Source organism: Isoptericola sp. NPDC057653 (assembly GCF_042799955.1).
Classification (GTDB): domain Bacteria; phylum Actinomycetota; class Actinomycetes; order Actinomycetales; family Cellulomonadaceae; genus Isoptericola.
Genome location: NZ_JBHVHP010000004.1, coordinates 469,922 through 493,196 on the forward strand (window position 1 = coordinate 469,922; position 23,275 = coordinate 493,196).

Consider the following 23,275-nt stretch of genomic DNA (forward strand, 5'->3'; position numbering starts at 1 on the left):
TCCCGCTGGTCCTCGTCGGCGCGGGCGGCATGGGCCGCGCCTGGCTGACGGCCGTCGGGGCCGAGCCGGGGGCCGAGCTCGCCGGCGTCGTCGACCTCGACGTCGACGCGGCGCGCCGGGCGCTCGCCGACGCCGGGCTCGCCGGGGTCCCGGTGGGCACCGACGCGGTGGACCTGGCCCGGGCGACCGGGGCGCGCGCCGTCGTCGACGTCACCGTGCCGGCGGCCCACCACCCCGTGACGACGGCCGCCCTGTTCGCGGGGCTGCCGGTGCTGGGGGAGAAGCCCGCGGCGGCGACGGTCGCGGAGACCCTCTCGCTCGTCGCGGCCGCCGAGGTCACCGGGCAGCTGTTCATGGTCAGCCAGTCGCGCCGCTACAACCCGCAGCTCGCCGCGTTCCGGCGGCAGGCCGGCACGCTCGGGCGGCCGGGCCTGCTCACCACGGAGTTCTTCCGGGCCCCGCGCTTCGGCGGCTTCCGCGAGGAGATGGCCCACCCGCTGCTCGTGGACATGGCCATCCACCCCTTCGACACCGCGCGGTACCTGCTCGACGCCGAGCCGGTCTCGGTGTACTGCGAGTCGTTCAACCCGCCGTGGAGCTGGTACTCCGGCGACGCCGCGGCGAGCGCCGTCTTCGAGATGACCGGCGGCGTGCGGTACGCGTACACGGGCAGCTGGTGCAGCCCGGGGCGCGAGACGTCGTGGAACGGCGCATGGCGGCTGTCGGGCGAGCACGGCACCGCGTCCTGGGACGGCGACCACGACCCCGAGGTGGAGCGCGCGCCCGCGCCGGCCGGCGAGGAGGCGCGGGGCGGGGCCGCCGGGGGCGAGAGCACCGGCGAGGGCATCGCGGGGGCGCTGACGGCCTTCCTCGCGGCGCTCGACGGCGGGCCGGTGCCGCGCGGCGAGGTGCACGAGAACGTGCTCAGCCTCGCGATGGTCGAGGCGGCCGTCGCGTCCGCGACGTCGGGGGAGCGGGTGCTCGTGGACGACGTCCTCGAGCGGGCCCACGCCGAGGCGCTGGCCACGGAGGCGCGGGAGGACGTGCGCGCGCGGCTCGCGTCGTGGACCTCGGTGCGGGCGGCGCTCGGGACGGAGCGCGGGACGGAGCGCGGCGCGCGCCCCTGACCGCGCGGAGCGTGGTGGGCGCGTCCTCGGCCCCGGTCGTGACCGGAGGACGCCGAGGACGCGCCCACGCCGTCAGGCGAGGCGCTCGCGCAGGAAGGTCCAGGCGAGCGCGGCCATGTGCGCGGCCTGCGCGTTGTTCGCCGCGCCGCCGTGCCCGCCCTCGACGTTCTCGTAGGACGTGACGTCGGCGCCCGCCGCGAGCATCAGCGCGGCCAGCTTGCGCGCGTGGCCCGGGTGGACGCGGTCGTCCTTGGTGGACGTCGTGAACAGCACCGGCGGGTAGGCGCGGCCGGCGTCGAACAGGTGGTACGGCGAGAAGGTGCGGACGAACTCCCAGTCGTCGGTGTCCGGGTCGCCGTACTCGGCCATCCACGACGCGCCGGCGAGCAGGTGCGAGTACCGCTTCATGTCGAGCAGCGGCACCTGCACCACGACGGCGCCGAACAGGTCGGGGTACCGGGTGAGCATGTTGCCCGCCAGCAGCCCGCCGTTCGAGCCGCCCTGCGCGCCGAGGTGGGCCGGCGTGGTGATGCCGCGGGACACGAGGTCGCGCGCGACGGCGGCGAAGTCCTCGTACGCCCGGTGGCGGTGCTCCTTCAGCGCCGCCTGGTGCCACGCCGGGCCGTACTCGCCGCCGCCGCGGATGTTCGCGACCACGTAGACGCCGCCGTCGGCGAGCCAGGCGCGGCCGACCGTGCCGGAGTACCCGGGCAGCAGCGGGATCTCGAAGCCGCCGTACCCGTACAGCAGCGTCGGCGCGGTGCCCCCGGCGGCCGGGTCCGCGGGCCGCACCAGGTCCGCGCGGCCCACGACGAAGTACGGCACGCGCGTGCCGTCCTCGGACGTGGCGAAGTGCTGGTCCGCCACCATGCCCGCGGCGTCGAAGAACGCGGGCGCCGACTTGAGCACCTCGGGCTCCGCGGGCTCGGCGCCCGGCCCGGCGACGGTCGTGAGGGCCAGGGTGGACGGCGTGAGGTAGCCGGTGGTCGTGACCCACACGTCGTCGCTGTCGACGGCGTCCACGGCGCGCACCCCGACCGTCAGCAGCCCGCCGCCCAGCGGCAGCTCGGAGCGGGTCCACGGCACGCCGGGCGCCGCGTCGGCGGGCGGGGTGAGCACGTGCACCGCGTTCTTCACGTCGTCGAGGACGTTGACGACGAGGTGGTGGCGCGTCCAGGCCGCGCCGACCAGCGAGGTCGACCCCGTGGGCGCGAAGAGCACGGTGAGGTCGCGGGAGCCGGCGAGGAACGCGTCGGCGGGCGCGGCGAGCAGGGAGCCGGCGGCGTAGCTGCGCTCCGGGCCGGCCCCGTCGGACGGCACGGTCCAGTCGTCGCGCAGCTCGACCAGCAGCCACTCGCGGTGGAAGCCGACCTCGGCGGACTCGGGCACCTCGACCCTGACCAGGCGCTGGTCCGGCGTCCCGACGGCCTCGACGAGGTAGGTCTCCGACCGGTAGAACGCGATCGACCGGCTCACGACGTCCCGCTCGAAGCCGGGGGTACGCGACCGGCGGGCGGAGATGTACATGTCCTCGTCCGTGCCCTCGTAGACGAGCGCGGCGTCCTCGAGCGGGGTGCCGCGCCGCCAGAGCCGGGCGATGCGGGGGTAGCCGGACGGCGTGGTCGTGCCGGGACCGAAGTCGGTGAACACGTACACGGTGTCCTCGTCGACCCAGGCCAGCCCGCCCTTGGCGCCGGTGCGGCCGTCGGCCCGCGCGGTGTCGCGCTCGAAGCCGCCGTCGGCCGCCGGCACGAACCGCTTGGCGACGAGGTCGAACTCGCGCGTGACGTCGGCGTCGGACCCGCCGGGGGAGAGGTCCACCAGGGCACGGCGCCACGGCTCGCCGGCCGCGAGCTGCCCGGGCGTGGGGCGCAGCAGGGACGCGCCGTGCCACACCCAGCTCTCGCCCTCGGCCTCGGCGAGGGCGTCGAGGTCGAGCACGGTCTCCCAGTCGGGCGCGTCGGTGCGGTAGGAGTCGGGGGTGGTGCGGCGCCACAGGCCCCGCTCGTGCGCGGCGTCCCGCCAGAAGTTGTACAGGTGGTCGCCGATCCGCGACACGTCGGGGATGCGGTCGTCGGAGTCCAGCACCTCGCGGACGGCGGCCTGCGTGGCCCCGAAACCGGGGGCGGCGCCGACCGTCGCGTGCGCGTGGTCGTTGCGCTCGCGCACCCACGCCAGCGCGGCCTCGCCCTCGACCTCCTCGAGCCACCCGAACGGGTCCGGCGCGGCCGGGTCGAGCGGGGTCGGCGGGGCGTCGGTCGGTGCGGTCGTGGTGCGCTCGGCGGTCATGCTCGGCACCCTAGCCGCCGCCCGACCGGGGGACACCGGCGCGACGGCGGCAGCCCGGCCGTCGACCCGCCACGCGGGCGGCACGGCCTCTTTCACCCGCCGGGCGCCCGTGGTAGAAACTCCTGGTCAGAGCAGTAAATCCGGTATGGACGTTCCGAGAGACCCGTCCCTTTCCACCCCCGGGGGTGCGGTGAGCACGACGACCACCGCCGGTACGCGCACGACGCGCGTCCCGGCCCTGCTCTGCGCCGCGCTGGCCGTGGCGTGCATCGTCGCCGGGCCGGTGCTCGGCGACCGGCTGACCCCCGCGGGGACCTGGGGACTGGCCGGCGCGGCCGCCCTCCTGGTGGTCCTCGCGACCGCCCTGCTGGCGGGCGCCGCCCGGCGTACCGAGGCGGCGCGGCGGGGCCTGCAGGCCGAGGGTGTCGTCCTGGCCGCCGACCTCGCCGCGTCGGCCCGCGCCCTGGAGGACGCGACGGCCGAGCTGGCCCGCACGCGTGCGGCCCGCGACGACGAGCGCTCCGCCGTCGAGACCGCCGTCGTCGCGCTGGGCCGCAAGGTGCAGGCGTCGGCGCACCGCATCCAGGAGGAGGCGGCCCGCACGGTGCAGCGGCACGCGGCCGACCCGGACGTGCTGCAGACGGCGATGCGGATCGACCACGCCGCCGCCCAGCACGCGCGGCAGGCGCAGAACCTCGTCGCGCTGTGCGGGCGCCGCCCCGGGCAGACCTGGGACGACCCGCTCCCGCTGCCCGACGTCGTCCGCGCCGCCGCGGGCCGCATCACCGCGTTCCAGCGCGTCGAGGTCTCGGGCGACCCGGGCCTGGCGGTGGTCGGCCGCGCCGTCGAGCCGATCGTGCACGTGGTGGCCGAGCTGCTCGCCAACGCCACGCAGTGCTCCCCGCCGAACACGCAGGTGCTCGTCGCGGTCCGGCAGGTGCAGCGCGGCGCCGTCATCGAGGTCGACGACTGCGGCGTGGGCATGGTGACCCGCGAGCTGGAGCGCGTGCGGGCGGTGGTGTCCGGCGCCCGGCCGGTCGGGATCGCCGACCTCGGGGAGGTGCCGCAGACCGGCCTCGCGGTGGTCGGGTCGTACGCCCGCGCGCTCGACCTGCGCGTCGACCTCATGGAGTCCGTCTACGGCGGCCTGCGTGCCGTCGTCATGGTGCCCGGCGAGCTGACCACCGCCGTGGCGGCGGCGCCCGACACCCTCGCCCCGAGCGTGGACGACGCCTGGCCGGAGCGGCCGCGCGACGTCCTGCCCGGCCCGCCCGCCGCCGCACCCGGTGCCGTCGCGCCCGGGGTGGCGAGCCCCGCGGACGGCGCGCCCACGCTCCCGCAGCGGCGCGCGCGCCGCGGCGACGCGGCCACCGGCGCGCAGCGCGTCGTCGCGTCGGGCGGTCCGGCCGCCCCGGGCGCCGCAGGCGAGCTGCCCGGCCAGGCCCCCGACCCGGCGTCCGACCAGTCGGCCGAGGAGGCCGGCGCCTGGATCGGCGCGTTCTTCGCCGCGGACCGCGCGGACCACGAGCCCGTCGCCGCCGCGACGAGCGGCGCGGCACCGACCACCCCTGACACCCCCGCCCACGACACGCCGTCGTCCGCCACGGCGGACGCGAACCCGGAGGACTCATGACCACCCAGACCACCGGCACGACGCCGACCCCGGCCGCGCATCCGGACAGCTGGATGCTCGACCTGGTGGCCGGGGTGCGCGGGGTGCGGCACGCCGTGGTGCTCAGCTCCGACGGCCTGGTCAAGGTCCGCACGGACGTCACGGACCCGGACACGGCCGACAAGGTCGCCGCCGCGTGCGCCGGCCTCGTCGCGCTCGGCATGAGCATGGGCCGCGAGTTCGGCGCGGGGGACCGGCTGCGCCAGGTGCTGGTGGAGTTCGAGGGCGGCTTCCTGTTCGTGCGCCGGGCCGGAGACGGGTCGCGCCTCGCCGTCGTCACCGACGCGACCGTGGACCCCGGGCTCGTGGCGCAGCAGATGCAGGCGCAGGTCCTCATGATCGGCGAGCGGACCCTCGGCACCGACGTGCTGCGCCCCTCCGGAGCCGGCCCTGCCGCCGGCGCCGCCACCGACGCCGAGAGCTGAGGAGCACACCATGCCCGCGCAGACCCCCGCGGACGGCTTCCGCGACCACCCGGTGCGCACCTACGTCCTCACGGGCGGGCGCGCGCACCCCAGCCGCAACACGCTGCGGCCCGAGACGCTGCTGTGCGCCGTGGACGACGGGCGCGAGCTGCCGCGCGGGGCCGGCCGGCACGAGCGCGCGCTCCTCGCGACGTGCCGCGGCACGCTGTCCCTCGCGGAGCTCGCCGCGTACCTGCGGCTGCCCACGAGCCTCGTCGCGGTGCTGGCCTCCGACCTGCTCGACGCCGGCTACCTCGCGGTCCGCTCGCCGCAGAACGCGCTCGGCCTCGACCTGCTGGAGGAGGTCCTCGATGGGCTCCGACGCTTCTGAGCGGGGCGCGGCGGACGGCGCGGCGCTGCACCTGGCGGCCACCGTCGAGCGGTCGGTGAAGGTGCTCGTCGTGGGCGCCTACGGCGTCGGCAAGACGACCCTCATCGGCGCGGTGAGCGAGATCCCCGTGCTCACCACCGAGGAGACGATCACGGCCGCCAGCGTGGGCGTCGACCCCCGCCTCGGCGCGAAGTCGACCACCACGGTGGCGATGGACTTCGGCCGCGTGACCGTGGGCGGCACGACGGCGCTCTACCTGTTCGGCACGCCGGGCCAGAAGCGCTTCTGGGACCTGTGGGTGGGGCTGGCGGACGGCGCGGTCGGGGCGCTCGTCGTCGTGGACACCCGCCGCCTGGAGGACAGCTTCGAGGTGCTGGACCAGCTCGAGGAGCACACGGCGCTGCCCGTGGCCGTCGTCGTCAACGAGTTCCCCGGCGCCCCGCAGCACTCGACGGACGCCGTGCGCGCGGCGCTCGACCTGCCGCCGGGCACGCCGGTGGTGGCGGGCGACCTGCGCGAGCGGCGCCAGGCCGTGGAGGCGCTCAAGGCCCTGGTCGCGCACGCGGTGCGGCTCGCGGGCGGGAGCGCGGCCGCGTGAGCCTCACGGGCGCCGTGCGCGTCGTGCCGCTGGAGGAGGTCGCCGACCGGCCGCTCCTGGCCGACCTGGCGGGCGCGCCCGACCCGGCCGAGCGGTACGAGGCCCTGCGCTCGCGCTGGGGCTCGCTCGCGCCCGTCGACCTCGAGCCCGGGGTGCCGGCGTGGCTGGCGCTGGGGCACGCCGAGGTGTCCGCCGTGCTGCGCAACGAGGCGCTGTTCACGCGCGACGCGCGGCGCTGGCGCTACGAGGCCGAGCGCAAGGTCGCCTGGCGCTCGCCCACGCGCGCGGTGCTGGCCCAGCGCGACAGCGCGCACGACCGCGACGGCGCCGAGCACCGCCGCCTGCGCACCCCGCTGGCCGACGCCCTCGACGCGGTCGAGGAGAAGCGGGTGGTGCGGACCGTCGACGTCGCCTGCACCTCCGTCCTGGACCGGCTGGCCGCTCGCGGCACCGCCGACATGGTGGCCGAGTACGCCGTCGACGTCCCGGTGCGGGTGCTCGCCGACCTGCTGGGCATGACGCTCGCCGACGCGCGCCGCCTGCACCAGCTCACCGTCGTCCAGCGCTCCGGCACCGCGGACTCGTTCGCCGCGTCGGTCGAGGTCGAGGACCTGCTGGCGGGGTTCGTGGCCGCCCGGCGGGCCGAGCCGAGCGACGACCTCACCTCCGCGCTGCTGGCGCACCCGGCCCACGAGAACGACCTCGAGGTGATGGGCGCCGTCGGCCTGGTCTTCGCCACGGCCCACGACGCGGAGATCGCGTGGATCGCCACCGCCCTGCAGCGCCTGCTCGCGGACCCGGGCTTCGCGGCGCGGCTGCACGGCGGGCGCATCTCCCTGGACGACGCGCTCGACGAGGTCGCCCGCGACGCGCCGCCGCTGCCGCACCTGCGACCCCGCTACGCCCTCGCGGACTGCGAGCTGGGCGGGCAGGCCATCGCGGCGGGCGACGCCGTCGTGCCCGCGGTCGCCGCGGCCAACGCGGACCGCGCGGTGCGGGCGGCCGACCCGTGGGAGCAGGTCGACGCCCGGTTCCACCTCACCTGGGGCACCGGCGCGCACGCCTGCCCGGCGCACCGCACCGCGCCCCTGATCACGCGGGCCGTGGTCGGGCACTTCCTCGCCCGGGTCGCCGACATGGAGCTGACGGTGCCCCCGGCCGACGTCGTGCCGGTGCGCTCGGCGTGGGTGCGCCACCCGCGCGAGCTCCCGGTCCGCTTCGTCTGACCCGTCCGACGTCGGCCGACGGCGGCGGGCGGAGCGGCCGGGGGCCCGCGCGGCGGGTCAGGCGCCCTGCCCGACCCGGCGGCGGAGTTTGTCCGACAGGCTCCGGTACGCCTTCGGGTCCACCGGCAGCAGCCACTGGCCGGCGCGGGTGGCGGCGGGGAGGCGCAGGTCCAGGTCGTCGAGCATCTCGTCGATCTGGTGCAGCGAGAACGGGATGACGTTGGTACCGCGGGCGTGCTTGCCCTCGGTGCGCTTCTCCATCCAGTCGACGCGGTTCGTCACGTGCTCGCGGCGCACCTGGATCGGCGGCACCCGCACCGCGCCGGCCAGGTGGGCGGCGGTCCACAGGGCGGCGACCTCGGCCGACAGCGGGCTGAACAGCGAGGAGTTGTACCCGGCGAACGTCAGGTGCGGCACGTCGTGCGGGAGCACCTGGCGGTAGAGCTGGAAGTTGCCGCGGTCGTCGAGCAGGCGGGCCTGCAGGTCGTCGTCGAGGAACGGCACGCGCTGGTGGAAGCCGGTGCCGCACACGACGAGGTCCGCGGGCACGGTGGTGCCGTCGTCGAGGACGGCGACGGGCGCGCCGTCGTCGTCGGTCGCCAGGCGCTCGATCTCGGCGTCGCGGTGCACGCGGACGGTGCCGTCGGCGACCTGGTCGAAGAAGCCGTCCGTGGCGAGCGACACGGTGGAGCGGGCGATGTCGGCGAACTCGCCGCGGGGCACGAGGCCCAGCTCCTTGAGGTGCAGCTGCTTGGTGGAGACCGAGCCCACGCTGGACAGCATCGACCTGCGGACGCCGTCGCCGGGGCCGTGCAGGAACCGCTCCATGCCGCCGGCCACCGTCTGGTAGCGGAACAGGCCCTCGCCCATGCGGGTGAGCAGCAGGTACTTGTAGTTGAGCGCGTTGGCGATCTTCTTGGGCAGCTTCCACAGCAGGTGCCGGGCGACGACGTGGGTGCTCGCCGCGACCGGGCCGATCTCGGCGGCGACGTCGCAGGCCGACTTGCCGTAGCCGACGACGACGACGTGCTTGTCGCGCGCGTCCTCGAGCGACGTGAGCTGGCTCGCGGCGACGACCTTGCCGCCGGCGCGCATGAGCTGCGCCAGGCCCTCGAAGCGGGGGATCACGGGGTCGGAGAAGATGCCGTTCGCGACGACCACGTGGTCGAACGGCTCGGGGTCGCCCACGGGCTCGCCCGAGCGCCGGGCGGTGACCAGCCAGCCGTCCTCGGCGGCCGTGAGCTCGGCGCGCACCACCTCGGTGGACAGGCGCAGGGTGGGGCGCAGGTCGTGCAGGTCCACGTACCGCTCGAGGTACGCCTGGACCTGCTCGCCGCTGGGCCACTCGGGGTAGTCCTTCGGCATGGGCAGGTCCGAGAAGGCGTACGAGCCCTTGTTGTTCTGGGTGGTGAGCCCGGAGTAGCGGCGGCTGGCGCTCCAGACGCCGCCGACGTCGGGGGTCTTGTCGAACACGGTCACGTCGTGCCCGAACTCGCGGAGCACCTTGGCACTGGCCAGGCCGGCGAAGCCGGCGCCGACGACGGCGATCTTCATGAGCGTCCTTGCTGTCGGTCGGGTGGGGATCGGTCGAGCGGGCCAAATCGCCAGAATCGTAGCGGTTCGGACAGCGTCGGGGACAGGCCTTCTCGCAGGTCGGGCCGTGCATGGCGCCCGATCCGGCCGGTGTCGGCGGCACGCGGCAAGATGGGCCCGTGACGGACACCGAGAACACCGCGCCGGACACCCTGCTCGACGAGGCCGCGGCCCAGCGCCGCTGGGCGGAGCTGGTCGCGCTGGTGGAGGCCGACCAGCGCGCCTACTACGAGGACGACGCCCCGCGGGTGTCCGACGCCGAGTACGACGCGCGGATGCACGAGCTGGAGGCCATCGAGGCCGCGCACCCGGCGCTCGTCACGCCCGAGTCCCCGACGCAGCGGGTGGGCGGCGCGGCCGCGGGCGGCTTCGCCACCGTGGAGCACGTCGAGCGCATGCTGAGCCTCGACAACGTGTTCTCCACCGAGGAGCTGCGGGCGTGGGACGCGCGCGTGGCCCGCGACCTGGCGGCCGAGCACGTGGGCTACCTGTCCGAGGTGAAGATCGACGGGCTGGCGATCGCCCTGCTGTACGAGAAGGGCCGCCTGGTGCGCGCCGCCACCCGCGGCGACGGCCGCACGGGCGAGGACGTCACGCAGAACGCCCTGCGGATCGCCGACATCCCTCGGCGCCTCGAGGGCGAGGGCCACCCGGACCTCGTCGAGGTCCGGGGCGAGGTCTTCATCCCCGTCGCGGCGTTCGAGCGCCTCAACGAGCTGCAGGCGCAGCTGCGCGACCGCGTCGTGGCGGAGTCGCGCGAGCGGCACGGCGGCCGTGCGTCGACCGCGCGCCCGTTCGACGAGGAGCGCGCCCGCGTCGCCGCGCTGCGCCGCTTCCCGCAGTTCGCGAACCCGCGCAACGCGGCGGCGGGCGGCCTGCGCCAGCTGCTCGACAAGAAGGAGGGCATGGAGCTCGAGGCGGGCGTCGCCCGCGTGGAGTCGCTGCGCCTGTACGTGCACGGGATCGGCGCGCTGCAGTGGACGGCGGGTGAGCACACCGAGCTGGCGCGGCAGTCGGAGGCGTACGAGCACTTCGCGCGCTGGGGCCTGCCCGTCTCGCCGCACAACCGGGTGGTGGAGGGCGTGGACGGCGTCGTCGAGATGATCGAGCACTTCGGCGTCCACCGCCACGACATCGAGCACGAGCTCGACGGCATCGTCGTCAAGGTCGACGCCCTCGAGGACCAGCGGCGCCTCGGCGCCACGAGCCGCGCGCCCCGCTGGGCCATCGCCTACAAGTACCCGCCGGAGGAGGTCACCACCCGTCTGCTGGCCATCCAGGTGGGCGTGGGCCGCACGGGCCGCGCCACGCCGTACGCGGTGATGGAGCCGGTCCTGGTGGCCGGCTCCACGGTGCGGCAGGCCACGCTGCACAACCAGGACGTGGTGCGGGCCAAGGGTGTGCGCATCGGCGACATGGTGGTGCTGCGCAAGGCCGGCGACGTCATCCCCGAGATCCTCGGCCCGGTCACCGCGCTGGCCGACGACGGCTACCCGCGCGAGGACTTCGTCATGCCCGCCGTGTGCCCGGAGTGCGGCACCCCGCTGCGGCCGATGAAGGAGGGCGACGTCGACCTGCGCTGCCCCAACGCCGAGACCTGCCCGGCGCAGGTGCGCGGCCGGGTGGAGCACATCGGCTCGCGCGGCGGCCTGGACGTCGAGGCGCTCGGCGAGGTGACGGCGTCCGCGCTCACCCAGCCCGAGGTGCCGGAGGTCCCGCCGCTGCGCACCGAGGCCGGCCTCTTCGACCTCACGCTGGAGCAGCTGCTGCCCATCGAGGTCGTGGTGCGCGACGCCGAGACGGGGCTGCCCAGGATGGACGACGACGGCGTCGCGCGGCGCCGGACGCCGTTCCGCAAGAAGGTCACGTACACGAAGGCCCGGCGGGCCGAGGCCGAGGCGGCGGGGGAGCCCCTGCCCGAGCTCGAGCCGACGGCCGCGGCCACCAAGCTCCTCGAGGAGCTGGAGCTCGCCAAGACCAAGGACCTCTGGCGGATCCTGGTCAGCCTCAACATCCGCCACGTCGGGCCGGTCGCGGCCCGGGCGCTCGCGGGCTGGTTCGGCTCGCTCGACGCGATCCGGGCGGCGTCGCGCGAGGAGCTGGCGGCCGTGGAGGGCGTCGGCACGATCATCGCCGACGCGCTCCTGGCCTGGTTCGACGTCGAGTGGCACCGCGAGATCGTCGACCGCTGGCAGGCCGCCGGCGTCCGCACCTGGATCCCGGACCACCCCGGGCCCGCGGCCATGGCCGCCCAGGCGGACGAGGGCCCGACGGGACCGCTCGCCGGGCTGACGGTGGTCGTGACCGGCTCGCTCGAGGGGTACAGCCGCGACGGCGCCAAGGAGGCGGTCCTCGCCGCGGGCGGCAAGGCGGCCGGGTCGGTCTCGAAGAAGACGGACTACGTGGTGGTGGGGGAGAACGCCGGGTCGAAGGCGGCCAAGGCGGAGGAGCTCGGGCTGCCCGTCCTCGACGAGGCCGCGTTCACGCGCCTGCTGGAGGGCGGCCCCGCCGCGCTCGGGGCGGGCGACGGGTCCGGCGGCGGCGAGGGGGACGCGGAGGTCGCCGCGGACGAGCCCGGGGACGACTGACGCCCGCGGCTACGATGCGCGGGTGCCGGACACCCTCACCCCGAACCAGCCCCCCGCCCCGACCCTGACCCTGCGCGGTGCCCACCTCGTGGGTTCGGTGAACCTGCCGAGCGCGCGCGACACGCTGCGCACGGTCGCGACGGGGCTGGGCGCCCACGCCCGCCGCGTGCCCGACGGCGAGGTGGGCGAGCGGTTCCACTGGATCCTGTTCCAGGGCTCGCGGTTCGAGGCGGTCGACGGCCTGGCGCGCGTGGGCGACTCGCCCGTCGTCGTGGCCGGCTTCGACGTGCGGCCGCACGTGCTCGACGGCACCGTGCCGGCGGAGGACCTGCGGTTCGGGCCGCTCGGGTACGCGGCGGCGGCGCTCGCCTCCTACGCCGACTTCGTCGCGCTGCGGGCCGCGGGCGTGATCGCGCCGGGCACGCGGTTCCAGGTGTGCCTCCCGTCGCCGCTCGCGGCGGTCACGACCTTCGTCGCCCCGGCCGACCGCGCGGCCGTCCACCCGGTGTACGAGGCGGCGCTCGTGCGCGAGCTCGAGGAGATCTGCGCGGCCGTGCCGGCCGAGGACCTCGCCGTGCAGGTGGACCTCGCCACCGAGTTCGCGTTCGTCGAGGGCGCGAACCTGGGCGGCGGCGCCGCGCGCGCCTGGTTCGACTCCGGCGCGGGCGGGGACGAGGGCGTCGTCGAGGGGTGCGCCCGCCGGGCCGCGCGGTTCGCGGCGCACGTGCCCGAGGGCGTGCAGCTCGGGTTCCACCTCTGCTACGGCGACGTCGCGGAGAAGCACTTCGTCGAGCCGGCGGACGCCGGCCACCTGGTCGCGATGGCGAACGCCCTGGTGACGGCCCTGCCGCGCCCGGTCACGTGGGTGCACCTGCCGGTCCCGATCGACCGGGACGACGTCGCCTACGTGGCGCCGCTGGCCGGTCTCGCCCTCGACGAGGCCACCGAGCTGTACCTCGGGGTGCTGCACCACGAGGACGGCGTCGAGGGCGCGACCCGCCGGCTCGCCGCGGCCGCGCAGGTGCTCGGCGACCGCGTGGTCGGCGTGGCGACGGAGTGCGGCTTCGGGCGCGGCCCGTCCGACCGCACGGCGGCGCTGCTGGACCTGCACGTCGCGGTGCTCGAGCGCTCGGCCTGACGCCGCCGCCCCCTGCCGGGTCCGGTCAGGACGCGGGGCGCCCCGCGACGACGTCCCGCAGGGCGGCCTCGTCCGCGGCGGTGAGCGGCACGAGCGCGTCGCGCGGCGGCGCCGTCGGGGTACCCAGGAGCGCGGCGACGGCGTGCAGCGCGGCCACGGCGCGGCCGGTGGCGGCCACGGCGCGCGCCAGGTCGAGCAGCCACGCGGCCGCGGCCTGCGCGCCGCCGTCCCCGGCCTCAGGCCCGGCGACCCGCGCCGCGCGGACCGCGACGTACTCCGCGGGGGCGAGGGCGGCGAGCCCGGTGTGCCACGCGTCGGCGGGCTCGGCGCCGCCCACCAGGGCGGGGTCGCCGCTCAGCCCGACGGCGACGCCGGGCGCGGCGGCGCGCAGCTCGGCCACGCGCCCGGCCGGCCGCGACGGCAGCGACGCGGGGTCCTTGACCGCGACGACCGAGCCGTCCGCGGCGAGGTCGGCGAGCAGCGCGGGGGAGACGTCGAGGCCGAGCTGCACCGGCTTGTTGTAGAAGCAGGCCGGGGCGCCGGCCGCGGCGGCGCCTACCCGTGCGAAGAGCGCCCGGACCTCCGCGTCGTCGAGCGGCAGGTAGGAGAACGGCGGCAGCACCAGCCCCGCCGCCCCGGCCGCGACGGCGGCCCGGGCCCGCCCGGTCACGCGGTGCGCGGACTCCCCGGCCACGCCGACGTGCACCGGCGTGGTCCCCGCCGCCGCGAGGGCCACGCGCACCACGGCGTCGCGCTCGGCGTCGTCGAACGACACCCCCGCGCCCGACGTCGCGAGCACGGTGACGCCGTCCACCCCGGCCGCCGCCGCGCGGCCGACCAGGCCCTCGAGCGCGTCCAGGTCGACGTCCCCGTCGGCACCGAGCGGGGTGATCGGATAGGCGAGCAGTCCGGTGAAGGCCGAGGTCATGGCCGCATCGTAGGGGCCGCGGTCAGCGGCTCGCCCAGAGCATGCCCCGCTCGATGATCGTGCGGATCTCGGGCGTCTCCAGGTCGGCGAGCTGGTGGCCCGGGGTGCAGACGAAGACCTTCCCGGCGCCCCAGCGCCGGGTCCACACGGCCGGGGACACGACGGGCTCGTGCCACGGGTCGCCGTCGCGCCGGGCGATCTCGGTGGTGGCGAGCACCTCGCACGCCGGGTCGGTGAGCATCCAGTACTGCTCGGAGACCAGGTCGATCCGGTCGATGCCGGCGACGATCGGGTGGTCGGCGTGCTCGGCCACGACCTCCACGCTGTGCGGCACGAGGTCGTGGGCGTGCGCGGCGAACTGTCCGCCCGTCATCTGGAGGTAGTCGGTCGCCATGCGGAACGAGTCCACGATGCCGCCGTGCCATCCGGCGAGCCCGGTGCCGGCGGCGACGGCGGCGCGCAGCCCCCGGATCTCGTCCGGGAGGATCTCGCCCATCGTCCAGCACTGGACCACCAGGTCGACGTCCGCCATGAACCCGTCGTCGGCGTACACCTCGAGGTTCTCGGCGACGGACACGTCGAACCCCGCCTCCTTGAGGAAGGGGATGAACAGCTCGGTCGCCTCCGCCGGGGCGTGCCCCGGCCATCCGCCCTGCACGATCAGCGCGCGACGTCCCGCTTCGGTCATGTGTCCTCCTCGACGCACGGTCCCGACGTGCTCGGGGCACCCGTCCCCTCGCACGCTCGCCCACATGCTTCACCGGCCGCGGGGCGCCGTCAACATCACGCGCTGCGGGGTCGGGCAGGCCACCCACCCTGCGGTCAGACGGCCCCCGCGATGGCGTCGATCGCCTCCGGCGAGAGCACGTGGTCCACCACCATGGCGCTCGCCCCGAGCACGCCGGCCTTGCCGCCGGTCTCCGACGTCACGATGCGCAGGTGCTGCGTCGCCAGGGGGAGCGAGCGCCGGTAGACGACCTCGCGGATCCCGGCGATGAGGTGCTCCCCGGCGTCGGCGAGGACGCCGCCGATGACGATGAGGGACGGGTTGAGCATGCTCACGCACGCCGCGAGCACGATCCCGATGTCGCGCCCGGCCTGCCGCACGGCGGCGCTGGCCGCGAGGTTGCCGGAGCGCACGAGGTGGATGACGTCGCTGCCGCGGTGCGCGTCCAGGCCCTCGGCGCGGAGCTTGTCCGCGACCGCCTGACCGCTCGCGATGGCCTCGAGGCAGCCGAAGTTGCCGCACCGGCACGGCACCTCCTCGGCGCCCATCACCGCGATGTGCCCGATGTCGCCGGCCGCGCCCTGCGCGCCGCGGGTCAACGTGCCGTCCGCGACGATGCCCGAGCCGATGCCGGTCGCGACCTTGACGAAGAGGAGGTCGGAGACGTTCGGCCACGCCGTGCGGTGCTCGCCGAGGGCCATGACGTTGACGTCGTTGTCGACGAGGACGGGCGCGTCGAAGTGCCGGCGCAGGATCCCGGGGGCGTCCACGTGGTCCCAGGCCGGCATGATCGGCGGCATGATCGGGTGACCGGTGGAGTGCTCGACCGGCCCGGGCAGGCCGACGCCGACCCCCGCGAGCCGGTCGTGGCCCCACCCCGAGGAGGCGAGCAGGGCGTCGCCCTGCTCGGCGACCCAGCCCAGGACGGCGTCGGGGCCCTCGGCGATGGCCAGCGGGGCGTCGGCCTCCGCCAGGATCTGGCCGGCGAGGTCGGTGAGCGCGATCCGGGCGTGCGTCGCCCCGAGGTCGACCGCGAGCACCGCCTTGGCGGCGGGGTTGAAGGCGAAGGTCGCCGGGGGCCGCCCGCCGGTGGACGTCGCCTCCCCGGCCGGCACGATCAGGCCCGCCGCCATGAGGAGGTCGATCCGCGCGGCGATCGTCGATCGTGCCTGCCCCGTGGCGGCGGCCAGGTCGGCTCGGGTGCGCGGCTCGCGGTCGCGCAGCATCTGAAACATGTGCCCCGCACCCGTCGGCCGGGGCGCGAATTTCAGCAGTTCCTCCATGGGCACAGTCAATCATGATGATTAACCCACTACTTTTGCTTGACGATCGGCAAAAGCCGCCCTAGGTTGTGGCACATGGTCGACGCAGACCCCCCAGAGGCACCGCAGCCCCGCCGAGAGCCCGCCCACACCGCGGGCACCGACACGGCTCCCGGCACGCCGTCCACGAGTCCCGACGCCCCCCTGCTCCGCATGGAGGGCATCGTCAAGCACTTCCCGGGCGCGAAGGCGCTCGACGGCGTCGACATCGACATCGTCGCCGGTGAGGTGCACTGCCTGCTCGGCCAGAACGGAGCCGGCAAGTCCACCCTCATCAAGGTGCTGGCCGGCGCCCACCAGCCCACCGCGGGCCGGATCGTGCTCGACGGCGAGGAGACGGTCATCCCGCACCCCGTCGCGGCCCTGCGGCTCGGCGTCGCCACGATCTACCAGGAGCTCGACGTCGTCGACGGGCTCACCGTCGCGGAGAACGTCTTCCTCGGCCACGAGCTCGCCAGCGGCGGGTTCACGCAGCGGCGCGAGGTCACGCGACGCACCCGCGAGCTGCTCCGCCGCCTCGGCCACCCGGAGATCTCCCCGCACCGCGAGGTCGGCATGCTGTCGGCGGCGGGCAAGCAGGTGGTCTCCATGGCGCGGGCGCTGTCCCACGACGCGCGCGTCATCGTCATGGACGAGCCGTCCGCCGTGCTCGACGCGGGCGAGGTGCAGAACCTCTTCCGGGTGGTGCGCGAGCTCACCGCGCAGGGTGTCGCGGTCGTGTACATCTCGCACCGGATGGAGGAGATCCGCGAGATCGGCGACCGCATCACGGTCCTCAAGGACGGGCGCACGGTGGGCCGCAACCTCCCCGCCACGACGCCGACCCCCGAGCTCATCCACCTCATGACCGGCCGCGCCGTCGAGTACGCGTTCCCGCAGCGGCCGGGCGTCCCCGACGACGCCCCCGTCGTGCTCGACGTCGAGGGTCTCGCCCTCGGCAGCACGTTCGAGGACGTGTCCTTCCAGGTGCGGGCCGGCGAGATCGTCGGGCTCGCGGGGCTCGTCGGGGCCGGCCGCTCGGAGATCCTCGAGACGCTCTACGGCGCCCGCCGGCGCACCGCGGGCACGGTCACGGTCAACGGGCGCCGCCTGCGGGCCGGCTCGGTCGCCGCCGCGGTGGACGCCGGCATCGGCCTGTGCCCCGAGGAGCGCAAGAGCCAGGGGCTCGTGCTCGACCAGCCGGTCTACCGGAACGTCACCCTGTCGACGTTCGCCCGCCTCGCCCACGGCGGCTGGCTGGACGAGCGCGCGGAGCGCGCGGCGGCGCGCGAGCAGGTCGCGGCCCTCGACCTGCGGCCCGCCGACGTCGACCGGGCCATCCGCACCCTGTCCGGCGGCAACCAGCAGAAGGCCATGTTCGGCCGCTGGGTGGTGCACGGCGTCGACGTGCTCCTCCTCGACGAGCCCACCCGGGGCGTCGACGTGGGCGCGCGCTCCGAGCTGTACGCCCTGGTGCGCCGGCTCGCCGACGCCGGGACGGCCGTGGTCGTCGTCTCGAGCGAGATCCCGGAGGTCCTGGGGCTCGCCGACCACGTGCTCGTGGTCTCCGAAGGACGCGTCGTGCACCGTGCACCGGCGCAGGACATCGACGAGCACCGCGTGCTCGACCTCGTCATGGAAGGAACCGCCGCATGAGCACCCAGGCCGCAGCGCCGCCCGCGGAGGCGTCGCGCACCTCGTGGTTGTCCGGCTCCGCCGGCCGCACGATCGGGCTGGTCGTGGCCCTCGTCCTCCTCGCCGTCGTCGGCGTGATCACGGGCGGCGAGCGCTTCGCCAGCATCGACAACACCATGACCATCCTCCGGCTCGCGTCGGTGACCGGCGTGCTGGCCATCGGGATGACGTTCGTCATCACCGCGGGCGGCATCGACCTGTCGGTGGGCTCCGTGACGGGCCTCGCCGGCGTGTGGGCCAGCACGCTCGCCACGCAGACGATGGCCGAGGACGTGCACTGGACGATCATGGTGCTCACCGCGCTCGTGGTCGGCACGGCCGCCGGCCTCGTCAACGGCGTGATCATCGCGTACGGCAAGGTGGTGGCGTTCATCGCCACCCTCGCGATGATGATCGCCGCCCGCGGCCTCGCGGAGATGATCTCCGGCCGGCAGACGCAGGTCGTCAAGGTGAGCGGCTTCCTCGACTTCTTCCGCGCGGACGTCATCGGCGTGCCCGTGCTGGTCTGGATGTTCGCCGTGGTCGCCGTGGCGGGCTGGTTCCTGTTCAACCGCACCACGTTCGGGCGTCGCACGGTGGCCGTGGGCGGCAACGTCGAGGCGTCGCGCCTCGCGGGCATCAAGGTGCAGCGCCACGTCCTGTACCTCTACGCCCTGTGCGGCCTGACGTCCGGCATCGCGGGCGTCATGATGCTCGGCCGCACCACGGCCGGCACCTCGACGAACGGCCTGTACTACGAGCTCGACGTGATCGCCGCGGTGGTCGTCGGCGGCACGCTCCTCATCGGCGGCCGCGGCACGATCGTCGGCACCGTCATCGGCGTCCTCATCTTCGCGACCCTCCAGAACGTCTTCACCATCAACAACCTGTCGATCTCCGCCCAGAACGTCGCCAAGGGCGCGATCATCGTGGCCGCCGTACTGATCCAGCAGCGCTTCGCCAGGCGCTCGACGTCGACCTGACGTCCGCGGCCGCCGCACCCCCGTACCTCCTGCATCGCTCGCACCCCCTGCACCACCCGCACCACCCGCACCGGGCCCTCCGCCCGGCAGGGCCGGACCGAATCGAGGATGATCACATGTCCGCACGCACCGAGCTGGGGCGTCTCCACCGCCGTGGGCGCACCGTCGCGCTCGCCGCCGTGGCCACCACCGCCGTCCTTCTCGCCGCCGGCTGCACCAGCAACGAGCCGCCCGAGGACACGACCTCGGCCGCCCCGCAGGTCGCCGCCGAGGGCAACGACGAGCCCGGGGAGAAGGTCGTCATCGGCTTCTCCGCCCCCGCCGCCGACCACGGCTGGATGGGCGCCATCACCAAGTCGGCGGTCGACACCGCCGAGCAGTACGAGGACGTCGAGCTCCGCCAGGCCGAGGCCACCAACGACGTCAACGTCCAGATCAGCCAGGTCGAGCAGTTCATCAACGACAAGGTCGACGCGATCGTGCTCCTGCCGTTCGACGGCGCGGCGCTCACCGAGGTCGCCAAGAAGGCGATGGACGCGGGCATCCCCGTGATCAACGTGGACCGTGAGTTCTCCAGCCCGTTCGCGGCCCGTGCCACCGTGCTCGGCGACAACTACGGCATGGGCGTGAGCGCCGGCACCTACATCTGCGAGCAGCTCGGCGACAAGCCCGACGCCGTCGTCGCCGAGATCGCCGGCATCGACTCGCTGCCGCTCACCCAGGACCGTAGCAAGGGGTTCAAGGACGCCCTGGCCGACTGCGGCCTCGACGTCGACGCCCGCGTCGCCGCGGACTTCACCGTCCAGGGCGGCGAGACGGCCACGTCGAACCTGCTCCAGGCGCAGCCGAAGATCGACGCGATCTGGAACCACGACGACGACCAGGGCGTCGGCGTCCTGGCCGCCATCGAGAACGCGGACCGCGACGAGTTCTTCATGGTCGGAGGTGCGGGCTCCCTCGACGTCATGGAGCACATCGAGGCCGGCGACTCCGTGCTCCAGGCCACCGTCGTCTACCCGTCCACGCAGGCCGCCGACGGCATCAAGCTGGCCCGGCTCGTGGTGCACGACAAGAGCATGGGCGACCTGGTCTCGGCCGGCGTGCCGCGCACCACGCAGCTGTACGCGCCCGTCGTCACCAAGGACAACGTCGAGCAGTACAAGTCGATCGGCTTCCGTTCCTGACCTGCCGGCACGTCACGATCCGCACCACGTAAGGAGGTCGCTCGATGAGCGAGCACGCCACGGCAGGGGGCACGCCCACGCTGGGAGTCGGGATGGTCGGGTACGCGTTCATGGGGGCCGCGCACTCGCACGCGTGGCGCACGGCGCCGCGGTTCTTCGACCTCCCGCTCGCTCCGCGGATGCGGGTCGTGGCGGGCCGCAGCGCCGACGGGGTGCGGGAGGCGGCGGACCGGCTCGGCTGGGACGACGCCGTCACGGACTGGCGCGAGCTGCTGGCGCGCGACGACGTCGACCTCGTCGACGTGTGCACGCCGGGCGACACGCACGCCGAGATCGCCGTCGCGGCGCTCGAGGCGGGCAAGCACGTGCTGTGCGAGAAGCCGCTCGCCAACTCGGTGGCGGAGGCGGAGGAGATGGTCCGGGCCGCCGAGGCGGCGGCCGAGCGCGGGGTGCGCGCGGCGGTGGGGTTCACCTACCGCCGCGTGCCCGCGATCCAGCTCGCGCGGCGTCTCGTCGCCGAGGGTCGGATCGGCGAGGTGCGGCACGTGCGCGCCCAGTACCTCCAGGACTGGCTGTCCGACCCGGAGGCGCCCCTGTCGTGGCGGCTCGACAAGGAGAAGGCCGGCTCGGGGGCGCTGGGCGACATCGGGGCGCACGTCGTCGACCTCGCCCAGTTCGTCACGGGGGAGCAGCTGGTCGGCGTGGCCGGGATGCTCGAGACGTTCGTCCGCGAGCGGCCGCTGCCGGCGTCGTTCTCCGGCCTGTCGGGGGAGGCGGGCGAGGGGACCGGCCCGGTGACGGTGGACGACGCGGCCGTGTTCTTCGGCCGGCTCGCGGGCGGGGGGCTCGCGAGCTTCGAGGCGACGCGCTTCGCCTGGGGCCGCAAGAACGCCATCCGGCTCGAGGTGAACGGCACCCGCGGCTCGCTCGCCTTCGACTTCGAGGACATGAACCTCCTGCACTTCTTCGACGCCTCGGACGACGCCGAGGTGGCGGGCTTCCGCCGCATCGTCGTCACCGAGCCCGTCCACCCGTACGGCGGGCACTGGTGGCCCCCGGGCCACGGCCTCGGGTACGAGCACGCGTTCACCCACCAGGTCGTCGACCTCGTCGGGGACCTCGCGGCCGGCCGCCAGCCGACCCCGTCGTTCGCCGACGGCCTCGCCGTGCAGCGGGTGCTCGACGCCGTCGAGCGCAGCTCCGCCGCCGAGGGCGGGTGGGTCCGCCTGGGGGAGGACGCCCCCGCCGCGGCGCCGGCGCCGTCCGGGCGGTAGCACCTCCCCGACCCGCTGAGACCGAGAGCTCGCTGAGATCGAGAGGAATCACGATGGCACGACCGATCACGCTGTTCACGGGCCAGTGGGCCGACCTGCCGCTGGAGGAGGTGGCGCGACTGGCGTCGGGCTGGGGCTACGACGGCCTCGAGCTCGCCTGCTGGGGTGACCACCTCGACCCGTGGCGGTGGGACGACGACGCGTACGTCCAGTCCCGGCTCGACCTGTTGGAGCGGCACGGGTTGAAGGTGTATGCGATCTCCAACCACCTCAAGGGCCAGGCCGTCTGCGACGACCCGATCGACGAGCGGCACCGCGACATCCTGCCGGACGTCGTGTGGGGCGACGGCGACCCGGAGGGCGTGCGCCAGCGGGCCGCCGAGGAGATGAAGCACACCGCGCGCCTGGCGCGGCGGCTCGGCGTCGACACCGTCGTCGGCTTCACCGGGTCGTCGATCTGGAAGTACGTGGCGATGTTCCCGCCGGCGTCGGAGGCCATGGTCGAGGCCGGGTACCAGGACTTCGCCGACCGCTGGAACCCGATCCTCGACGTCTTCGACGACGAGGGCGTGCGCTTCGCGCACGAGGTGCACCCCAGCGAGATCGCCTACGACTACTGGACCACGGTCCGCACCCTCGAGGCGATCGGGCACCGCGAGGCGTTCGGCCTCAACTGGGACCCGTCGCACATGGTGTGGCAGGACCTGGACCCGGTGAGCTTCCTGTGGGACTTCAAGGACCGCATCTACCACGTGGACTGCAAGGACACGAAGAAGCGGATGGGCAACGGCCGCAACGGGCGCCTGTCGTCGCACCTGCCGTGGGCGGACCCGCGGCGCGGGTGGGACTTCATCTCGACGGGGCACGGCGACGTGCCCTGGGAGGACGCGTTCCGGATGCTCAACACGATCGGCTACGCCGGGCCCATCTCGATCGAGTGGGAGGACGCCGGCATGGACCGGCTCGTCGGCGCGCCCGAGGCGCTGGAGCTGGTGCGGCGCCTCGCGTTCGACGCCCCCGAGGCAGCGTTCGACGCCGCGTTCTCGACGAGATGACCGTGCGCGACCGCTGACCCCGCACGACGCATGACCGCACAGACCGCATGCCGCACTGATCGAGGGAGATCACCATGAGCATCCGTTCCGAGGTCGACCGCAGGACGTTCCTCCGCCTCGCGGGCTCCACCGTCGCCGTGGGGGCGGCCGTGGTCGGCGGCGCCGCGCCGGCGCTCGCGGCCGGGACGCCGCCGCCCGGGCGACGCCTGGTGCCGCCCGGCAAGCTGGGCATCCAGCTGTACTCCATCCGCGACAAGGTGTCCTCGCTCGGGTTCCGCACGGTGTTCGAGCGGCTCTCCGCGCTGGGGTACGCCGAGGTGGAGTTCGCCGGCTACACGCAGGGCTCCGTCGGCGCCATCACGCCGGAGGAGATCCGGGTGCTGCTCGACGACAACGGCCTGGTCGCCGTCGGCTCGCACCGCGGGATCGGCGACTACAGCAGGAACCTGGAGGCCGAGCTCGACATCGCCCAGACCCTGGGCATGGCCCACGTCGGGACGGCGGACGCCCCCACGGGGAACCGGACCGTGGGCGGCTACCTCGCCGCCGCCGAGCAGTTCAACGGGTTCGGGGCGGCCGCGGCCGCGCGCGGCCTGAAGTTCTACCAGCACAACCACGACGGCGAGTTCGGGTTCGCCACCGACGACCCGTCGGTGCGGCTGTACGACGTCTTCCTCGAGAACACCGACCCGGCGGCGGTCTACCTCGAGATGGACGTGTACTGGGCGTTCGTGGGCCAGCACCGGTACCCGGGGTTCGACCCGGTCGACTACGTGCTCGCGCACCGGTCCCGCTACCCGATGTTCCACCTCAAGGACGGCAAGGCGAACCCGGCGTCGGGCGCGGGCTACGACATGGTCGAGTTCGGCGCGGGCGACATCGACTACCAGGCGTTCCTCGGCGCGCTCGGCGGCTCGGGCCGCCAGCACGGGATCTGGGAGCAGGACAACGCCGCCCAGGTCGCCGAGCCGCCGCACGCGCTCGACTCGCTCGGCAACGCGGGCCGCAGCGCGGACGCGCTCCTGGCGCTGCGCGCCAAGGGCTGACCCTCGCCTCGGTCGACCAACGGCCGACAGCACTGCGGGACGCCACCTCCGGGTGGCGTCCCGCACTGCTGTCCGGG

The 23,275-nt window shown here is 75.0% G+C and carries 19 protein-coding genes; 14 read left to right on the plus strand and 5 right to left on the minus strand.

Annotated features, from left to right (window positions below; all coding sequences use genetic code 11):
• Nucleotides 1-29: 29 nt before the first annotated feature.
• Nucleotides 30-1,127: a Gfo/Idh/MocA family protein gene (locus tag ACFU9A_RS21570; protein WP_430577390.1), complete on the plus strand. Its 1,098-nt coding sequence runs from the start codon at nt 30-32 to the stop codon at nt 1,125-1,127.
• A 72-nt stretch (nt 1,128-1,199) separates the two neighbouring features.
• Here ACFU9A_RS21570 and ACFU9A_RS21575 read toward each other — a convergent pair whose 3' ends face one another.
• Complete coding sequence (locus ACFU9A_RS21575; protein ID WP_430577352.1) at nt 1,200-3,416, minus strand: prolyl oligopeptidase family protein; 2,217 nt, start codon at nt 3,414-3,416, stop codon at nt 1,200-1,202.
• 190 nt (nt 3,417-3,606) lie between these two features.
• Between ACFU9A_RS21575 and ACFU9A_RS21580 the strand changes: the two genes are divergently transcribed.
• Genes ACFU9A_RS21580 through ACFU9A_RS21600 form a run of 5 tightly spaced genes read left to right on the plus strand, consistent with a single transcriptional unit; the run spans nt 3,607 to nt 7,707 of the window.
• Entirely contained in the window at nt 3,607-5,049 is a 1,443-nt protein-coding gene (locus tag ACFU9A_RS21580; protein ID WP_430577353.1) for a hypothetical protein, read from the plus strand.
• A complete protein-coding gene (locus tag ACFU9A_RS21585) occupies nt 5,046-5,513 on the plus strand; it encodes a roadblock/LC7 domain-containing protein (RefSeq protein ID WP_430577354.1) in 468 nt (155 codons plus the stop codon). The genes ACFU9A_RS21580 and ACFU9A_RS21585 overlap by 4 nt, the downstream gene beginning before the upstream one ends.
• A gap of 10 nt (nt 5,514-5,523) precedes the next feature.
• Nucleotides 5,524-5,883, plus strand: a complete 360-nt coding sequence (locus ACFU9A_RS21590; protein WP_430577355.1) for a DUF742 domain-containing protein — start codon at nt 5,524-5,526, stop codon at nt 5,881-5,883.
• On the plus strand, nt 5,864-6,481 hold the full coding sequence (locus ACFU9A_RS21595) for an ATP/GTP-binding protein (protein WP_430577356.1): 618 nt from the start codon (nt 5,864-5,866) through the stop codon (nt 6,479-6,481). Before ACFU9A_RS21590 ends, ACFU9A_RS21595 begins: the two co-directional genes overlap by 20 nt.
• Nucleotides 6,478-7,707, plus strand: coding sequence for a hypothetical protein (locus ACFU9A_RS21600; protein WP_430577357.1), 1,230 nt, complete (start codon nt 6,478-6,480; stop codon nt 7,705-7,707). Before ACFU9A_RS21595 ends, ACFU9A_RS21600 begins: the two co-directional genes overlap by 4 nt.
• 57 nt (nt 7,708-7,764) lie before the next feature.
• Here the strand turns inward: ACFU9A_RS21600 and ACFU9A_RS21605 are convergent, their stop codons facing one another.
• The gene (locus ACFU9A_RS21605; protein WP_430577358.1) at nt 7,765-9,261 is read right to left on the minus strand and encodes a flavin-containing monooxygenase; all 1,497 of its coding nucleotides are present in this window, start codon (nt 9,259-9,261) and stop codon (nt 7,765-7,767) included.
• 110 nt (nt 9,262-9,371) lie between these two features.
• On the opposite strand from ACFU9A_RS21605, the gene ligA reads away from it, so the two are divergent.
• Both ligA and ACFU9A_RS21615 read left to right on the plus strand, forming a co-directional pair.
• A complete protein-coding gene (gene ligA / locus ACFU9A_RS21610) occupies nt 9,372-11,888 on the plus strand; it encodes an NAD-dependent DNA ligase LigA (protein WP_430577359.1) in 2,517 nt (838 codons plus the stop codon).
• 22 nt (nt 11,889-11,910) lie between these two features.
• A complete protein-coding gene (locus ACFU9A_RS21615; RefSeq protein WP_430577360.1) occupies nt 11,911-13,026 on the plus strand; it encodes a hypothetical protein in 1,116 nt (371 codons plus the stop codon).
• A gap of 25 nt (nt 13,027-13,051) precedes the next feature.
• Here the strand turns inward: ACFU9A_RS21615 and ACFU9A_RS21620 are convergent, their stop codons facing one another.
• The 3 genes from ACFU9A_RS21620 to ACFU9A_RS21630 all read right to left on the minus strand — a co-directional run bounded on the left by ACFU9A_RS21620 (nt 13,052) and on the right by ACFU9A_RS21630 (nt 15,916).
• On the minus strand, nt 13,052-13,954 hold the full coding sequence (locus ACFU9A_RS21620; protein WP_430577361.1) for a dihydrodipicolinate synthase family protein: 903 nt from the start codon (nt 13,952-13,954) through the stop codon (nt 13,052-13,054).
• Between the two features lie 22 nt (nt 13,955-13,976).
• Nucleotides 13,977-14,642, minus strand: coding sequence for a ThuA domain-containing protein (locus ACFU9A_RS21625; RefSeq protein WP_430577362.1), 666 nt, complete (start codon nt 14,640-14,642; stop codon nt 13,977-13,979).
• 134 nt (nt 14,643-14,776) lie between these two features.
• On the minus strand, nt 14,777-15,916 hold the full coding sequence (locus ACFU9A_RS21630) for an ROK family protein (RefSeq protein ID WP_430577363.1): 1,140 nt from the start codon (nt 15,914-15,916) through the stop codon (nt 14,777-14,779).
• Between the two features lie 240 nt (nt 15,917-16,156).
• On the opposite strand from ACFU9A_RS21630, the gene ACFU9A_RS21635 reads away from it, so the two are divergent.
• The 6 genes from ACFU9A_RS21635 to ACFU9A_RS21660 all read left to right on the plus strand — a co-directional run bounded on the left by ACFU9A_RS21635 (nt 16,157) and on the right by ACFU9A_RS21660 (nt 23,198).
• Nucleotides 16,157-17,638: a sugar ABC transporter ATP-binding protein gene (locus ACFU9A_RS21635; RefSeq protein ID WP_430577364.1), complete on the plus strand. Its 1,482-nt coding sequence runs from the start codon at nt 16,157-16,159 to the stop codon at nt 17,636-17,638.
• On the plus strand, nt 17,635-18,639 hold the full coding sequence (locus ACFU9A_RS21640) for an ABC transporter permease (RefSeq protein ID WP_430577365.1): 1,005 nt from the start codon (nt 17,635-17,637) through the stop codon (nt 18,637-18,639). Before ACFU9A_RS21635 ends, ACFU9A_RS21640 begins: the two co-directional genes overlap by 4 nt.
• 116 nt (nt 18,640-18,755) lie before the next feature.
• A complete protein-coding gene (locus ACFU9A_RS21645; protein ID WP_430577366.1) occupies nt 18,756-19,823 on the plus strand; it encodes a substrate-binding domain-containing protein in 1,068 nt (355 codons plus the stop codon).
• A gap of 44 nt (nt 19,824-19,867) precedes the next feature.
• Nucleotides 19,868-21,097 (plus strand): Gfo/Idh/MocA family protein, encoded by a 1,230-nt coding sequence (locus ACFU9A_RS21650; RefSeq protein ID WP_430577367.1) that lies wholly within the window; start codon nt 19,868-19,870, stop codon nt 21,095-21,097.
• Between the two features lie 53 nt (nt 21,098-21,150).
• Nucleotides 21,151-22,152, plus strand: a complete 1,002-nt coding sequence (locus tag ACFU9A_RS21655) for a sugar phosphate isomerase/epimerase family protein (protein WP_430577368.1) — start codon at nt 21,151-21,153, stop codon at nt 22,150-22,152.
• Nucleotides 22,153-22,226: 74 nt separating this feature from the next.
• Entirely contained in the window at nt 22,227-23,198 is a 972-nt protein-coding gene (locus ACFU9A_RS21660; RefSeq protein WP_430577369.1) for a sugar phosphate isomerase/epimerase family protein, read from the plus strand.
• Nucleotides 23,199-23,275: the final 77 nt, after the last annotated feature.

What these genes read in the sequence shown, in the direction of transcription:
- ACFU9A_RS21570 (WP_430577390.1), top strand. Translation starts at nt 30, where the DNA reads ATGGGCCGCGCCTGGCTGACGGCCGTCGGGGCCGAGCCGGGGGCCGAG.
- ACFU9A_RS21575 (WP_430577352.1), bottom strand. Translation starts at nt 3,416, where the DNA reads ATGACCGCCGAGCGCACCACGACCGCACCGACCGACGCCCCGCCGACC.
- ACFU9A_RS21585 (WP_430577354.1), top strand. Translation starts at nt 5,046, where the DNA reads ATGACCACCCAGACCACCGGCACGACGCCGACCCCGGCCGCGCATCCG.
- ACFU9A_RS21590 (WP_430577355.1), top strand. Translation starts at nt 5,524, where the DNA reads ATGCCCGCGCAGACCCCCGCGGACGGCTTCCGCGACCACCCGGTGCGC.
- ACFU9A_RS21595 (WP_430577356.1), top strand. Translation starts at nt 5,864, where the DNA reads ATGGGCTCCGACGCTTCTGAGCGGGGCGCGGCGGACGGCGCGGCGCTG.
- ACFU9A_RS21605 (WP_430577358.1), bottom strand. Translation starts at nt 9,261, where the DNA reads ATGAAGATCGCCGTCGTCGGCGCCGGCTTCGCCGGCCTGGCCAGTGCC.
- ligA (WP_430577359.1), top strand. Translation starts at nt 9,372, where the DNA reads ATGGCGCCCGATCCGGCCGGTGTCGGCGGCACGCGGCAAGATGGGCCC.
- ACFU9A_RS21620 (WP_430577361.1), bottom strand. Translation starts at nt 13,954, where the DNA reads ATGACCTCGGCCTTCACCGGACTGCTCGCCTATCCGATCACCCCGCTC.
- ACFU9A_RS21625 (WP_430577362.1), bottom strand. Translation starts at nt 14,642, where the DNA reads ATGACCGAAGCGGGACGTCGCGCGCTGATCGTGCAGGGCGGATGGCCG.
- ACFU9A_RS21630 (WP_430577363.1), bottom strand. Translation starts at nt 15,916, where the DNA reads ATGTTTCAGATGCTGCGCGACCGCGAGCCGCGCACCCGAGCCGACCTG.
- ACFU9A_RS21635 (WP_430577364.1), top strand. Translation starts at nt 16,157, where the DNA reads ATGGAGGGCATCGTCAAGCACTTCCCGGGCGCGAAGGCGCTCGACGGC.
- ACFU9A_RS21640 (WP_430577365.1), top strand. Translation starts at nt 17,635, where the DNA reads ATGAGCACCCAGGCCGCAGCGCCGCCCGCGGAGGCGTCGCGCACCTCG.
- ACFU9A_RS21645 (WP_430577366.1), top strand. Translation starts at nt 18,756, where the DNA reads ATGTCCGCACGCACCGAGCTGGGGCGTCTCCACCGCCGTGGGCGCACC.
- ACFU9A_RS21650 (WP_430577367.1), top strand. Translation starts at nt 19,868, where the DNA reads ATGAGCGAGCACGCCACGGCAGGGGGCACGCCCACGCTGGGAGTCGGG.
- ACFU9A_RS21655 (WP_430577368.1), top strand. Translation starts at nt 21,151, where the DNA reads ATGGCACGACCGATCACGCTGTTCACGGGCCAGTGGGCCGACCTGCCG.
- ACFU9A_RS21660 (WP_430577369.1), top strand. Translation starts at nt 22,227, where the DNA reads ATGAGCATCCGTTCCGAGGTCGACCGCAGGACGTTCCTCCGCCTCGCG.